The organism is Sphingobium sp. TomTYG75 (assembly GCF_054771635.1).
On the sequence record NZ_BSRE01000002.1, the window covers coordinates 403000 to 417500 of the forward strand.

At 58.7% G+C, this 14501-nt stretch carries 5 protein-coding genes, 1 tRNA gene, 2 rRNA genes, 4 pseudogenes and 1 other annotated feature (1 of these 13 running past the window's edge); of the genes and pseudogenes, 7 read left to right on the forward strand and 5 right to left on the reverse strand.

The features are described from left to right. The first annotated feature begins 180 nt into the window (after window positions 1-180). From ACYU81_RS15555 to ACYU81_RS15575, 5 genes and pseudogenes are all read left to right on the forward strand, one after another. A complete protein-coding gene (locus tag ACYU81_RS15555) occupies window positions 181-4977 on the forward strand; it encodes an autotransporter domain-containing protein (RefSeq protein WP_460988523.1) in 4797 nt (1598 codons plus the stop codon). Between the two features lie 601 nt (window positions 4978-5578). Further along, a complete protein-coding gene (locus ACYU81_RS15560) occupies window positions 5579-5911 on the forward strand; it encodes a hypothetical protein (RefSeq protein WP_460988524.1) in 333 nt (110 codons plus the stop codon). A gap of 343 nt (window positions 5912-6254) precedes the next feature. Further along, window positions 6255-7136: an ankyrin repeat domain-containing protein gene (locus ACYU81_RS15565; RefSeq protein WP_460988525.1), complete on the forward strand. Its 882-nt coding sequence runs from the start codon at window positions 6255-6257 to the stop codon at window positions 7134-7136. Window positions 7137-7372: 236 nt separating this feature from the next. Continuing rightward, window positions 7373-8507 (forward strand): annotated as a pseudogene (locus ACYU81_RS15570) (IS3 family transposase). Continuing rightward, window positions 8407-9487 (forward strand): annotated as a pseudogene (locus ACYU81_RS15575) (IS3 family transposase). Before ACYU81_RS15570 ends, ACYU81_RS15575 begins: the two co-directional pseudogenes overlap by 101 nt. Next, window positions 8539-8655, forward strand: a sequence feature (AL1L pseudoknot). (Overlaps the previous pseudogene by 117 nt.) A gap of 305 nt (window positions 9488-9792) precedes the next feature. On the opposite strand, the gene ACYU81_RS15580 reads toward ACYU81_RS15575, so the two are convergent. Beyond that, on the reverse strand, window positions 9793-10806 hold the full coding sequence (locus tag ACYU81_RS15580; protein ID WP_460988526.1) for an IS110 family RNA-guided transposase: 1014 nt from the start codon (window positions 10804-10806) through the stop codon (window positions 9793-9795). A 46-nt stretch (window positions 10807-10852) separates the two neighbouring features. Here ACYU81_RS15580 and ACYU81_RS15585 point away from each other — a divergent pair. Beyond that, window positions 10853-11005: pseudogene (locus tag ACYU81_RS15585) on the forward strand (hypothetical protein); the annotation flags it as partial. Between the two features lie 142 nt (window positions 11006-11147). Beyond that, window positions 11148-11204 (forward strand): annotated as a pseudogene (locus ACYU81_RS15590) (hypothetical protein); the annotation flags it as partial. A 261-nt stretch (window positions 11205-11465) separates the two neighbouring features. Here the strand turns inward: ACYU81_RS15590 and ACYU81_RS15595 are convergent. From ACYU81_RS15595 to ACYU81_RS15610, 4 genes are all read right to left on the reverse strand, one after another. Further along, on the reverse strand, window positions 11466-11681 hold the full coding sequence (locus ACYU81_RS15595) for a hypothetical protein (RefSeq protein WP_460988527.1): 216 nt from the start codon (window positions 11679-11681) through the stop codon (window positions 11466-11468). A gap of 160 nt (window positions 11682-11841) precedes the next feature. Next, window positions 11842-11918, reverse strand: a tRNA-Met gene (locus tag ACYU81_RS15600). 85 nt (window positions 11919-12003) lie between these two features. After that, a 5S ribosomal RNA gene (gene rrf / locus ACYU81_RS15605) occupies window positions 12004-12118 on the reverse strand. 133 nt (window positions 12119-12251) lie between these two features. Then, window positions 12252-14501 (reverse strand): 23S ribosomal RNA (locus ACYU81_RS15610) (it continues 564 nt past the right edge of the window).

Sequence of the window (14501 nt, forward strand, 5' to 3'; positions counted from 1 at the left end):
TCAGAACGTAAATATCTTTGGCTGATCCAGCGTGAGAGCGCGTGAGCAGCAAGCGGATTTAGGCAGGTCTAGGAAGAAACACAATATTTTAGCTGCGGCGGTCCGATACCCCGATCGGGGGATGCGAACAGGAATGCGTTTTGCCTATCCCCGTTCCCAATCGTCTGGAGGGGGTTTTACATGATCGGCAGAAATTCTGTGCGCGCGCCTATTCGTCTTGGGCTTGGTCTGAGCGTCAGTGTTCTCGCGCTTGGTGCGAGCAGCGCTCTTGCGCAACAGGCGTCGACCTTGACCTGTCCCGACGGCAGCGCCGGTCCACTCTGCGTCATTAGCAATAGCGGATCGACAGGGCCGATCACCGGAACACTGGGTACCGCCATCATCGTCAATAACAGCGGCACGATCGCTGGCGATCCGGCAATCAGCGCGGGTCAGGCCGTCGTGCTTGCGGTCAATAATGCGAGCGGTGGGGCCGTTGGCGGGAGTACGAACGCGATCATAGCGCCTGCCCGGACCGGCATTCCCTTGCTCAGCTTCAATGTGACCAACGCTGGCACGATCAATGGCAATGTGTCCTATGTCGAACCCACCCCTACCGCGCCTCAAAACCCACTGGCTGGCGCGGTTTATTATTATGTGTCCGATGGCGGTACATTGAACGGCAATCTGCAGCTCGGTACGGGCTTCAGCACCGCCAATTTTGTCCAGCGCGGCAGCGATGACGGGGTAAACGGAACCATTGCCGCTGGTGGCGGCATCGACATCTACACGCACAGCTACAGCCAGTCACAGTCGCTTGAGCTCGGCGCACGCGCGCTGCCCGCGACCTTCGAAATCGAAGGGTTCGAGGCGCGAGGCGCTGCTACCACGCTGACGCTGTCAGGACAGGGAACATCGATCAGCCTGATGGGCGATGGCAATGTTGTCAACAATGGCACGATCAACCTGCTCAACACTGCCGGCCTCTATCCGCAGGGCGTGACCATCGTTCCGGCTGCGATCGGCTATTATCAGCAGCGCTTTGCGACCTTCCAGCGCTCCAATGTGCCGCCGGGCACAGTTCCGCTCTACACGCCAACCTATGGCGATGCGCTGACCAGCTTCATCAACGAAGGCACCATCAATGGCGACATCCGGATCGCTGCGGCGAGTTTCGTCAACAATGACGAGATCAACCTCGCTACCAGCGGCATCGGTTCGATCATCACGACTTCGGCAGGGGATGATTTCCAGTTCCGCAATACAGGAACGATCGAGACGACGTTCACCGGCTCGCGCTCCTTCACAACGGACATTGAGCGGGAATTTGATAGTGGCGTGAACGCGGCCGTCCGAATCCGCCAGGCCCTCGAGACCACCACTCTGGCGGGTGCAACCATTGAGAATAGCGGCATCATCACCGGCGGACTGGATGCCAATGTTGCGGCGGATGTCTTCTCATTCACTAACAGCGGCTTAGTCGCGGGAACTGATACTAATGGCTATTTCCAGCGTGGCCTGACGCTTCAAGTCGGGGCACTGGACCTGGTGCTGCCCAATGCCAACGACGAATTCAACGCGGACAACGCCTCCATCATCAACACGGCGGATGGTGAGATCAGGGACGGCTTCTACGCCGCGGTCGCTTCTGCGAATCTCAATTTCGAAAACCACGGCACGATCACGGCTTCGGCGCGTGAGGGCGGTCAGGCACTGCTCATCCGCACTGGCCTGTTGCAGGATGATGGTCCGGGTGACGACGATGTCGTGGACATCGCCGCCGAGAACTTTGCCTTCACCAACACAGGCATCATCAAAGGCGCGACCGAGGTGAATATCGCCAACCGAGTGGCGAGCTTTGACAATAGCGGCACTGTGACGCGCACCGAACTTGCCATCAATCAGGCTGATCCGCCGCGCTTTGGCGGCATGTCGGCCTTTGACGTGGAGTCCGAGACCGACGAAAGCCAAACGATCACGTTCAACAACAGCGGCAACATCCTCGGTCAGGACAAGGGTGGCTCGGGCCTTGTTCTCGGCGTAGAGGCTGGCGATGATGAGCTTGTTGGCATTCCGGCCGCCAACGCGACAGTCAATCTGGTTAACGGCGGTTCGATCAAGGCGACCGGAGGCGCAACGGTAACACCGGGCCAGTTCATTGGCCTTGGACAGGACACCGCCTATGTATCGCAGATCGCGGCGCTGGGCGTAGACGTCGAAAGTACCGGCGCTGGCACGGTCAACATCGAGAATCTGGAAGGCGGGCTCATCCAGGCGGGCGGCGGGCTCACCGCTGTGGTGCGTGCGCAGCCCCAGGGCATTCCGCAACCGGTCTGGGTCTACAGTCCGGTCGCCAATACCGAAGGCAGCCACACTGTCGCTGTTGCTGTCGCGGCCAAGACGGTCAACATCGTCAACAGCGGCACTATCCAGGGCGGCGCTGGCACCGATTACTTCCCCAACACGCCGATCATCGACAATGCGATCGGCCAGCCCAACGGCTATCTTGCAGGGGCGATCCATACCAGCGGCGATCAGCTTGAGGATGAGAGCGGCTACCTGCCCTCGACCGATCATGTGACGAACACCGCCACCGGCGTCATCATCGGCTCGATCGACCTGAACGCTGGCGATGACCGCATCGACAATGCCGGGCAGATCAGCGGCGATATCTACATGCGCGAGGGCAATGACACGATCGTCAATGCGGGCACCATCACCGGAACGGTACGGATGGGCGAGGGCAATGACAGCTTCACGCACCTGTTGAGCTCAGCCGTGCTGAATGGAACGGTCGATGGCGGCGCGGGGGAGGACACGCTTTCCTTCGATATCACCGGTACGACTTACACCGGGTCGATTGATCCATCACTCCGTCAGCTGTTCGCCAGCTTTGAAGTCGAGAAGATCATTGGTACAGGTAAGGTCGTCGTTCAGCAGACGGTGAACGTTTCCAGCAGTGGTGAGCTGAACTTGACTCAAGGGTCGAGCATCGTCGTGACGCCGGGTCAAACCGCGATCAGCGGCGGCACGCAAAGCGTCAGCATCTCGAATAGCGGCGAGGTCGTTGGCAATGTGGACCTTGGCGAAGGCGACAATCTTCTGACCAACGCGACCGGCGGCTCCATCACCGGCAACATCATCACCGGCAACGGCGCGAACACGATCAGCAACCAGGGCGGGGCGATCAACGGGAATGTCGTGGCTGGAAGCGGCACCGACAGCCTCGTCAATAGCGGCACTATCTCGGGCAATGTCGATCTTGGTGCGGGCGCCGATATGCTGACGATCGGCACCGGCGGCAGCTTCGGCGGCACGGTTGCTGCAGGCGGCGGCACCGATGTCCTCGCCTTCAATACCGGCAGCAGCTATGCGGCCCAGACGACGATCGACGGTTCGGCGTTCACCGGCTTCGAGCAGGTGAATAACACAGCTGGCGTCAACAGCTTCACCGGCGACCTCAATGTCGAGGAAGTAACCGTTTCAGGCGGCCGCTTCATCGGTCAGGCAGGATCAACCCTGACCGGATCGGTTGATGTCACCAGCGGCGGTACTTTCGGCACCGCAGGGACTGTGAGCGGCGACGTCACGATCGGCACGGGCGGCACGCTGTCGCCGGGCGCATCTCCTGCTATCATGACGATCAATGGCAATCTGACCATCGCCAACGGCACGACCACCACCTTCGAATTCGTTCCTATCGGGCAGAGCGATCAGATCATCGTCAATGGCGGCTCGGTAACGATCGGCGATAACACGACTGTCAATCTCACCGGCTCGCTGACACCTGGCGCGTCGCGTGACCTGATCGTGGTGAACGGCGGCGGCGCCATCACTGGCGACTTTGACATCGTCAATCGTGATCCGGGCATTGTAGGCGTCCTCCGCAACAATGGCTCCACCTTGCAGTTACTCGGCACCTTCGTGGCGCCCACCAGGATCTCCACCCAGGCCAATGCTGCTGTCGGTTATGTCAACGACCTGCTAATCGCGGGAACCGCGAGCACTGCGCTGATCAATGCCGTTCCGACACTGTTGACCGGTGGCACCGCGAATGCAGCGGCCTTCGGGCAGCTGACGCCCGAAGCTTATGCCAGTGCGTCTCAACTTGGCGTGGAGCAGGGACTGGCACTAGCGAAGGCGGGCCGCGCAGGGCTTGCCGAAACCACGCGCGAGACAGCGGGTCTCTTCAGCTTTGCGCAGGGTCTGGGCGACTGGCGCACGCTTAAAGGTCGTGGTTCAGTTGGCACATCGACGGCCAAGAGCCACAGCTATGGTGTCGTTGGTGGTATCGGCTTTGGCAGCGCGACCGGATCCATCGGCGCGTTCATAGGCTATATCGACAGTCGCCAGACGATCGCGCGCCTTGGTGCACGGACGAACTCCGATGGCCTGGTTGCAGGTCTTTCGGGTCATTTCATGAGCGGTGGCTTCGACGGGACAGTGACGATCGCCTATGATTGGAGCGAGGCGAACACCCGCCGGGCGGTACCCGGCGCCACCGCCCTCTCCGGCGACTATCGCCTCCGCAGCTTGGTGCTCGACGGTACGGTCGGCTACAGCTTCCCTATGGGCAGTTGGGGGGTCCATCCCGAAGTGGGCGTCACTCATATCTCCACCCGTCGTGGCTCGGCGAGCGAGACAGGCAGCGCCGCTTTCGCCCTGTCTGTGGATGGCAAGAAGACCAGCGCGACCTTTGTCGACGGCGCCATCAAGCTGAAGGGTGGCATTGGTGAAAGCACGATGTTCCACCCATGGGCATCGGTAGGTCTGCGTCACCAGCTCGAAGGTGAACGCTCCGCCGCTCGCGCGGGGTTTGTCGGCAACGCCGAACGGTTCACGGTCATCGGGGCGGGCCGCAAGGAAACCATGGCAACGCTTGGCGCTGGCGCTAGCTATGACCTTGCTGCGGGACTCAGCCTCTATGGCGCTTATCAAGGCGAATTTGGTGGAGGTCAGAGCCACAACGTCAACGTTGGCGTGCGCTTCGCCTTCTAATAGCAAGCTCTACGAGAACTCTTGAATTCGCAACGGCGCTGCTGACCGCAAGGTCGGCAGCGCTAACTTTATAGCGCTTTCGGGAGAAAATCGCCTTGAGAACGCCCAGCACGACACATGCTCGTTCAGGCCGAGTAAGCGTTCCCGCTTCCAGCCGTTTATTCATAATCACGATCCCGTCAGATTACCCTGATGCAGCAGGCCGGAAATTGACAGCGCTTGCGGTGCCGAGGGTTTCCGGGGGCGCGCTCTGCCGTCAGTGCTTCGCGACGGGGAAAACTGCGAAACCAGTTTTGAAGTTCCGTTGCGTCCCACATAATGACGCCAGAGATCCGATCAATTCTAAGAGATAATGCTGAACAGTATGCCGGATTAATCAAGATCATTGATCTATTTTAATAATCGGAATGACGTACTCAACGATTTCGCTTTGAGGTTCAGTACCCAGGAGACTGGCTTTCTTTTGCAACGCTGCTTGCTTTTTACTTTTACTTGACATTCCAACTGCTAAAAGAGACTTACTGGATTTTGTCTGCTTTATGACTACAGGGGGAATTCTGTGCGTTTCCATGTTCGCGCCGCTGCAGTTGCTGCAGCTCTTTTGGCAACCGGCCTGGCCATCGTACCGGCTGAGGCTGGCACTGGATGCAATGGCGTGGTCAACATCTTCGTCTGGGGCTGCGCTCCCTGGGACAATAATAATGGGCCGCAATTCCCCTATCACCGTAAGAAGCAGGTCGATATGCGCGTACCTGCGGGAGCCAAGGTCCACGTCAAGGACGGTGCGGCGGTTGTGGAATTTAACGGCCAGAAATATCCGATTGTCGGTGGCGCAGGGGTCGTTTCCGCGGGCGGCGCTAATGTTGTGTCAGCCGGAGGGGCGAACGTCGTCTCGGCTGGCGGCGCGAACATGAAAGTTTGGGTGCAAAACTGAAGCTGCATCTCGGGAGGATGGCGAAGATCTCGGCCGCCTTGGCTTTCACGGCGACCGTAGGTTCATTAGCCCCCATCGCCTACGCGGTTGCAAGTGTCCGTTGCTGCGCGAGCGCGGGCGGCGGAGCCGCATGGGCCGGCTGAATTTTGATCGGTTTCCTCGTCTTTCTGGCAGGAACCGCTTCAGCTGCCCTTACTGCGGCGATCGCCGGGTTCTGCACTCGCGGCGCGTGGCGGCGGTGCAGGAAACAGTCATGAACGCGCGTATTGCGACCGCACCTCGCTGAACGAGGTGGCAAGGGATGGGTGCGCCACTCTGGGGAGTAGATAAGTTGATCCGTAGAATGATGATCGGGCTGACGGCCTTATGTATGGCTTCTGCCGCTGTTGCCGGCGATCCCTTCGAAGATGCACGTTATTATTTAGGTGTTAAACAAAACGCTGAGGCGCTGAATATTGTCGATAGCGGGCAGTTCGATGTGAACATGCAAACCGAGGAGGGATATAGCCTTCTTCACTATGCAGCCGACGCCGGCAATCTCGAGATGGTAAAAGCGCTGCTCGCTCGCGGTGCCGATCCAAGCCTAAAATCAAGATCCGGCAGCACGCCTTATCAGATGGCTATCGGTACCATGGTGCAGGCAGAGATCCGCAAGGCCATGGCCAAAGCTTCGACCGTAGCGGGAATAACGGGTCAGGTGGGAGCCGCTGCGGGCGTCCGCTCGCAGCCAACTACGTCTGGTGGAAATGGCATGTGCGCCATGGTGCGCTCGGAACCGGTGAATGACGGGCGCTCCCCTGCCATCCGCCCGTTTCTGAAAGCGAAGGATGCGATCTGGTACAATCATCCCGACGAACTCGTCGGATTGATCGAGGACTGTGTAGGCGTTGACGATCAGGATCAATATGGCTGGACGCTACTTCACCATGCAGCCGATCGGGATCGGGTTGCCTTGGCCAAGATCCTTCTGGATCACGGAGCTAAGCGGAATATTCGCAACAAGGATGGCCAAACCGCGCCCCAACTCGCTACCTCGCCCGAGATGAAGGCGCTGCTGGGTTCTGCGGTTGTTAAGCCTGCCACTACAACGGCGCCCGCAGCCAGCCGCAAGGTGGAATGTCAGCAGAAATATCAGGCAGACGCTGCTCTCTCCTCCGACACGACAGGAAAGATGCGCGCCATGCGACGATGGCAACAGTGCCTGGATACAGGCCGTTACTGGTGAAACTCTTTGAGCCGCTGACGGATATCCCTGACGGTTTTTAGCCTGCATCCGGCATTAAGCCGAGCGGGCCCTGTCCGGCGCAGGCGCACCTACGGTGGCCAGGTCGAGATGCTGTGTGGCGCCTTGGCAGCATTCGGCTGGTCACGATTACCGCCATCTCCATGGTTGTACTGGACATGTAACGGTTTTGTGCCGGTCACTTGAGAGTTTAAAGCTTGTTCAAGGAGACCGACGAGATGATCAAACATAGCGAGGAGTTCAAGCAGGAGGCGGTGCGGATTGCGCTGACCAGTGGGTTGCCGCGGGAGCGGGTCGCGTTGGATTTGGGGGTTGGCAAATCGACGCTGAACAAGTGGGTGTCGCAGTATCGGCCCAGTGATCTGGTTTCAGCGCCGCAAGCAGATCTGGCGCGCGAGAATGAACGGCTTCGCCTTGAGAACCGCGTGCTGCGGGAGGAGAGGGAAATCCTAAAAAAGGCCACGCAGTTCTTCGCGAGCCAAAGGCCGTGAAGTTCGCTTTCGTGCATAGCTGGCGGCATCGCTGGCCCGTTGCACTGCTCTGCCGTGTCATGCTTGTCAGTGAACGCGGCTATCGTTCCTGGCGCTCGCGCCCGATCAGTTGCCGGGGCCGGACGGACATGAAGGTGTTGGCTCATATCCGCGAACAATACAGGCTGAGCCTTGGCAGCTACGGCCGTCCTCGCATGACGATGGAGTTAAAAGAGGTGGGGCTCGATGTGGGTGAGCGCCTTATGACCCGAAGGGCGGCGTAGCCAACATCAACGGGATCAGGCCGGTCCGCACGCGCAAACACAAGGTTACGACAGACAGCCACCATCGCCTGGGTGTCGCGGCAAACTGGCTGGACGGCGATTTCGCCGCCGATGCGCCCAACCGTAAATGGGCCGGCGACATCACCTATATCTGGACGTCGGAGGGATGGCTCTACCTCGCTGTCATCCTCGATCTGCATAGCCGCCGCGTCGTGGGCTGGGCTGTCAGCGACAGGATGAAGAAGGATTTGGCGATCAGGGCACTGGATATGGCGGTACGCCTGCGCCAGCCACCAGAGGGCTGCCTTTTCCATTCGGATCGCGGCAGCCAATATTGTTCTTACGATTATCAGAAAAAGCTGCAGGCCTATGGCCTGCGTCCATCAATGAGCGGCAAGGGTAATTGTTACGACAATGCCTCCGTCGAGACGTTCTTCAAATCCCTGAAGGCGGAACTCATCTGGCGGCAGCGCTGGCCAACGCGACGGCAGGCAGAAGCTGCCATCTTCCAATACATCAACGGCTTCTATAACGCCCGTCGTCGCCATTCATATCTGGGCGGCATTAGCCCGCTCGCCTTCGAAGCCAAGGTGGCATAATGAGATAAGTGACCGGCACAAAACCGTTACATGTCCATTTTGCCCAGGCGGAGCTCGACCGCCCGTTCAGGCGATGATCGCCTTCATTGACGATCACCGCGATGCCTTTGGGATCGAGCCGATCTGCCGCGTTCTGCCGATCGCCCCATCGACATATCACGAGCGCGTCGCGCAGCGTCGCGATCCGACACGCCTGTCGGCGCGGGCTCAACGGGACCAGTCGATCAAGCCTGAGATTGCCCGCGTGTTCGCCGAGAACTTTGCAGTCTACGGCGTCCGCAAGGTCTGGCGGCAGATGATGCGGGAGAGCTTTCCGATCGCCCGCTGTACCGTTGCGCGACTGATGCGTGAGATGGGTTTGGCAGGGGTGATCCGTGGCAAGCCGATGCGCACGACCATCAGCGACAAGGCCGCGCCGTGCCCGCTCGATCACGTCAACCGCAGGTTCTACGCGCCAGCGCCGAACATGCTGTGGGTGTCGGACTTCACCTATGTCGCGACTTGGGCGGGGTTCGTCTACGTCGCCTTCGTCATCGACACCTACGCCAGGCGGATCGTCGGTTGGCGGGCCAGCAGGACGGCTCATGCCAGTTTCGTCCTCGATGCCCTGGAACAAGCGCTTCACGATCGACGGCCGACCCATCGGGGCGGCCTCATCCATCATAGCGACCGCGGGTCGCAATACGTGTCTATCAAATACACCGAGCGCCTCGCAGAAGCTGGGATCGAGCCCTCGGTCGGCAGCGTCGGCGACAGCTACGACAATGCTTTGGGCCGAGACGATCAACGGCCTCTACAAGGCAGAGGTGATCCACCGGCGAGGACCGTGGCGCAGCTTCGAAGCTGTCGAATATGCCACGCTCGAGTGGGTCGATTGGTTCAACCATCGCCGACTGCTGGAGCCCATCGGCAACATCCCGCCTGCCGAAGCCGAAGATCAATATTATGCTGCCGCAGACAACATCGGTAGGGCAGCGTGACTCACAACCCTATGCCTCCGGCAAACCCGGCGCGTGTGTGGATGCCTCCCAGATTGCAAGGTGATTTTCTGACTTTGCTCGGCAGAGCGCTTCATCGGTCGTGTGTCAGGCCTCTGGTGTGGCTTGCTGACGCCACGGGCCGTTATGCAGTTCGAACGATCCGGGCCACATCGGCTCAGCGAGCTTGGTTCGCTCTCGCCCCGGGACTGGTTAGCCGCACCGTGAACATTGAAGTCCTTGCCACATAATATCAGTCGATCTCCTTGCCGGGACCAAGGCCCCGAGCGCTATGGCAGTTACGCCATTCACGCCAAACGGTAGTCTTCCTCGCGTGTCATCATCGCCCAGATTGTCCGCGCCATTTTGTTCGCCAGCGCGACGGCAACCACCATCCGCGGTCTGCGGGCCATCAGCCGTCCCAGCCAGTTGTCGGGGAGAACGCCTTTGCGAACAATCCATCGAATCCTGCTCATCGCACCGACAACGAGAAGCTTGCGAATGTCGCTTTGTCCCATTTTGCTCATGGACCCGAGCCGCGCCTTCCCACCCGTCGATCGCTGCTTCGGTACCAGGCCGAGCCATGCCGCAAAGTTTCTGCCGCTGCCAAATGTGCGCAGGTCTGGCGCGAAGGCCATGATCGCGCCGGCGGTCACTGGTCCGACACCCGGTACCGTGCAGAGGCGGCGAAGCTCGGCGCTGACCGTTATAGCCTCTCGTAATCTGAACGAAAGTTCGTCGATTTTGGCAGAGAGGGCGTCGATGTGCTCCAGGTAAAGGCGTGCGATATCCCGGATACTGGCAGGCACGTCGATGTTATCGTTGTCCACCGTCGCGCGGATATCTTTCAGGTGAGGAACGCCTTGGGGGAATACCAGACCGAATTCGGCCAGGTGCCCTCGCAGGGCATTGATGGTCTGCGTACGCTGACTGACAAAACATTGGTGGGTTCGGTAGGCAACCGCCCGCGCTTGATGTTCCGCACTCTTTACCGCCACGAAATGCAGGTTCGGGCGCACAGCTGCTTCGGCAATGGCCGCCGCATCTGCCGCGTCGTTTTTCTGCCTCTTCACGAACGGTTTTACATAGATCGGTGGGATCAACCGAACCTCATGACCTTCTGCGCCCGCAAACCGGCCCCAGAAGTGGCTCGTCGCGCAAGCCTCCATCGCGACGATGCAGCGAGGCTGACCCTTGGGCAAAGCCTCCAGTTTGGACCGAGAGACCGTCCGATTATATAGAACCGACCCTGCTTGATCGGTCGCGCAGACCTGGAAGCTCCGCTTTGCCAGATCGATCGCCAGCATGTGTGCGTCCGACATATGCTCCTCCTTCGCGCGCCACCATGGCGCTAGTCAGCATCATACGATGCCGGGCGAAGGGAGGCATCCACCGCATCAGTTCAGTCGGCGCGTCTTCAGCCGTCGCAAGTGGGTCGAGATTCCGAACGAGAATCGCGGCTTCTCACGCCGCCCGCGCCTCAATCCGGAAAGCGAATGGATTGTGCGCGAGGAACCAGATCTGCGCATCATCGATCAGCAGCTCTGGGACCGGGTCAAAGCTCGCCAGGCGGAAGCCCGCGCGGCTCGGGACGTGAACCTCGGCCTCATCGGAAATCCACTTGCTGGCGCCAAGCGAGCTGCCTATTTTTCTCAGCGGTCTGGTGCGCTGCGGCGTCTGCGGCGACGATTTCGTCAGCGTCGGCGGTCGGCGGCGGTGCAAGGCCGCCAATAGGCAGGCGTGTAGCAACAGCTCGATCACCAGCAACCATCTTGAAGAGCGGGCTTTGTCCGGCCGGCGGGACCGTCTGCTCACTCCAGACATCATCTGCCGCTTCGCTGTGCATCTTCAACGCGAGCTCGATGCGGAGCAGCGTGCGGCCTATGGCCGCCGCGATGAACTCGAAGACGCGCTGGTCGAGACGCGTCAACGCGCCGCCAAAATTCTCCGCCGGGTCGAGGAGGACGAGGCTGCACCGCGCTCACTCACCACACGGCTCAAGGAGCTGGAGGTCGAAGAGGAACAGCTGGAACGCGAATTGGCGGAGCTGCCGGAGCGCACGGTGATCCGCCTCCCTACCAATTACGAAGCTATCTACCGCACCGCTATCGCCGAACTCAAGCAGCATCTGGCCACGCGTGAGGCCAATGTCTCGCGTAGCGCGATCCGCGCACTGATCGAGGGTGTGGTTGTCCACGCGGGCAACTGCCGGGGCGGCAAGCATCGCCGACTAGAGTTGCACGGCGACCTGTTCCAAATGGTCGCGCTTACTGAGGCTGCTGTTGCTGGAAGCGTCAAGGTTCAGAACGCACGAAAGGCCCAGTTCCATGGAACTGGGCCTTTAAGTGGTACACCGTTGGTTGCGGGAGCAGGATTTGAACCTGCGACCTTCAGGTTATGAGCCTGACGAGCTACCGGGCTGCTCCATCCCGCGTCACCAAAGGCAAAAGGGCGGCTTTATGGGCCGCCCTTTTGTGAACATGTGATGGGTTTTTATTTCCAAAAGCGCAAGCTTCAATGCCTGGCGACGCCCTACTCTTCCGGGGCTTGAGCCACAGTACCATCGGCGCAGTCTGGTTTCACGGCCGAGTTCGGGATGGGATCGGGTGGGTCACAGACGCTATGGTCACCAAGCAATGAAGCTTGCGCTTTGGGTTATAATCGATGCCGTGCACGGTATTGGTGTTTGTATTTGTTATCTGGCTTGAGGTGATCACCACGCTCAATGGCTGACGCTGTTTCCAGCATTGTCATTGATGGTGGGACTCTCAGGCGCGATCAGAGCAATTAGGACCGGTTAGCTCCATATGTTACCACACTTCTACATCCGGCCTATCAAGGTCGTGGTCTACGACCGCTCGAAGAAATCTTATCTTGAGGGAGGCTTCCCGCTTAGATGCTTTCAGCGGTTATCCCGTCCATACATAGCTACCCTGCTGCGCCCTTGGCAGGACGACAGGTACACCAGAGGTATGTTCAACCCGGTCCTCTCGTACTAGGGTCAACTCCTCTCAAATTTCGACGCCCACGGCAGATAGGGACCAAACTGTCTCGCGACGTTCTGAACCCAGCTCACGTACCACTTTAATTGGCGAACAGCCAAACCCTTGGGACCTGCTCCAGCCCCAGGATGTGATGAGCCGACATCGAGGTGCCAAACGATTCCGTCGATATGAGCTCTTGGGAATCATCAGCCTGTTATCCCCGGCGTACCTTTTATCCGTTGAGCGATGGCCCTTCCACGAGGGACCACCGGATCACTATGACCGACTTTCGTCTCTGCTCGACTTGTCAGTCTCGCAGTCAGGCGGGCTTATGCCATTGCACTCTAACAGACGGTTTCCAACCGTCCTGAGCCCACCATCGCGCGCCTCCGTTACTCTTTAGGAGGCGACCGCCCCAGTCAAACTACCCGCCACAGAGGGTCCCTGCACCGGATAACGGTGCGAGGTTAGACATCAGAAAACAACAGGGTGGTATTTCACCTATGGCTCCACGACAACTGGCGTCATCGCTTCAAAGCCTCCCACCTATGCTACACAGTTCTTTCCTAATGCCACTCTGAAGCTGCAGTAAAGGTGCACGGGGTCTTTCCGTCTAACCGCGGGTACTCCGCATCTTCACGGAGAATTCAATTTCGCTGAGCATATCCTGGAGACAGTGGGGAAGTCGTTACGCCATTCGTGCAGGTCGGAACTTACCCGACAAGGAATTTCGCTACCTTAGGACCGTTATAGTTACGGCCGCCGTTTACCTGGGCTTCAATTCAGAGCTTGCACTCCTCCTCTTAACCTTCAGGCACCGGGCAGGCGTCAGGCCCTATACGTCGTCTTGAAGCCGACTTAGCAGAGCCCTGTGTTTTTGCTAAACAGTCGCTACCCCCTGGCCTGTGCCCCCCACAAAAAGTTGCCTTGATGTGGGGCCTCCTTCTTCCGAAGGTACGGAGGCAATTTGCCGAGTTCCTTCAGGATACTTCTCTCAAACGCCTTGGTATACTCTACCATTCCACCTGTGTCGGTTTAGGGTACGGTCTATACGGAGGGGCTATTTCCTGGGACAACTTCACAGCCTGGACCAATCCAATAAGGCCAGACCATTTACGCCATCCGTCACACACCTCCAGGCCCACGAATATTAACGTGGTTCCCATCGACTACCCCCTTCGGGCTCGTCTTAGGGGCCGGCTTACCCTGCTCAGATTAGCTTTAAGCAGGAACCCTTGGAATTTCGGCGACAGTGCATCTCACACTGTTAATCGCTACTCATGTCTGCATTCGCACTTCCGATACCTCCACGACCCATTACCAGATCGCTTCAACGGCCTACGGAACGCTCCGCTACCGCGTGATCGTAAACGATCACACCCTAAGCTTCGGTGCACGTCTTGAGCCCCGTTACATCTTCGCCGCAGAACCTCTTATTTAGACCAGTGAGCTGTTACGCTTTCTTTAAAGGATGGCTGCTTCTAAGCCAACCTCCTGGTTGTTTTGGAAGTTCCACATGCTTTCCCACTTAGACGTGACTTGGGGACCTTAGCTGTAGGTTAGGGCTGTTTCCCTTTTGACGACGGACCTTAGCACCCGCCGTCTGTCTGCCGAACTAGACTCGTTGGTATTCGGAGTTTGGTTAGTATTGGTAGATCTCGCGACCCCCGCAACCATCCAGTGCTCTACCCCCAACGGCAATCATTCGACGCTCTACCTCAATAGATTTCGCGGAGAACCAGCTATTTCCCGGCTTGATTGGCCTTTCACCCCTAAGCACAACTCATCCGATAATTTTTCAACATTAAACGGTTCGGTCCTCCAGTGCGTGTTACCGCACCTTCAACCTGGTCATGCATAGATCGCCGGGTTTCGGGTCTAATGCATCAAACTCTGTCGCCCTATTCAGACTCGCTTTCGCTGCGCCTACACCTAACGGCTTAAGCTTGCTTGATACACTAAGTCACAGACCCATTATGCAAGAGGTACGCGGTCAGGTCTCAAGGACCCTCCCACTGCTTGTAGGCATCCGG

Coding starts and splice junctions, on each gene's coding strand:
- ACYU81_RS15555 (WP_460988523.1), top strand. CDS start 181: ATGATCGGCAGAAATTCTGTGCGCGCGCCTATTCGTCTTGGGCTTGGT.
- ACYU81_RS15565 (WP_460988525.1), top strand. CDS start 6,255: ATGATGATCGGGCTGACGGCCTTATGTATGGCTTCTGCCGCTGTTGCC.
- ACYU81_RS15580 (WP_460988526.1), bottom strand. CDS start 10,806: ATGTCGGACGCACACATGCTGGCGATCGATCTGGCAAAGCGGAGCTTC.